This is a genomic window from Neptunicoccus cionae (genome assembly GCF_014643735.1).
Taxonomy (GTDB): domain Bacteria; phylum Pseudomonadota; class Alphaproteobacteria; order Rhodobacterales; family Rhodobacteraceae; genus Amylibacter; species Amylibacter cionae.
In genome coordinates, this window is sequence record NZ_BMKA01000026.1 from 1 (window position 1) to 721 (window position 721).

Genomic DNA, 721 nt, shown 5'->3' on the forward strand with positions numbered 1-721 from the left:
GATGATTTCAAGCGTGTAGCTGACAGCAGAACGGGGCAGGGTGTAAATCGGATCATTTGGATCCAGATTTTGAATGTAATTCGCCGGAGTGATCAGGATCGAGTCAAAATCCGCCTCGGCAAAGGACTCTGTTGAGGAATTCCACGCCTGATCCACTCCGTCAAAACGCCACGACCAAGTCGCCTCCGGGGGCAGGTTTGCAACGTGATTTTGAAGCTGACCAAACTGGCCTGACACAGAAAAATCCATCCCCGCTTCATCCGCGAAGGCATCCATCCAGTAAGGCACAATAGTCTGATCAGACCCCCCGTGCGCTTCGTGGTGATAAATCAGGCTATGTCCGAAAACAAATGTCGAAAGTTCGGTTCTGTTAACCAGCGTTTCTTCGGTGGGCATATGTGACTCCGTCTAGGGAATTGGGTTGCCGTCAAGGAGGAAGGTCCGGATGAACCAATGTTCCGAAAGTATGACGTATTATATTTAGGTATTATATTGGGATATTGTGTTGGCGCTTGGATATCGCCCACATGTTGCCTGTTCAACATGCTTTCTGGATCTCGGCAATTGCTTGCCAACGTGCACTGCGCGGTCGGCGGATTTTCACCTCCTACTTAGACAACCCCAGTTCCTCGGACACAAAATCAAGGATCAGGTCATAGTTTGCAGCGACCAGCGGGTGTACACTGGAGGGGATGGTGAAATCCTCGGGAGGCAGCGTGCC

At 50.9% G+C, this 721-nt stretch carries 1 pseudogene; it reads right to left on the reverse strand.

Going from position 1 to position 721, the window contains the following annotated elements:
* Positions 1-396, reverse strand: a pseudogene (locus IEX10_RS19870) (hypothetical protein); the annotation flags it as partial.
* Positions 397-721: the final 325 nt, after the last annotated feature.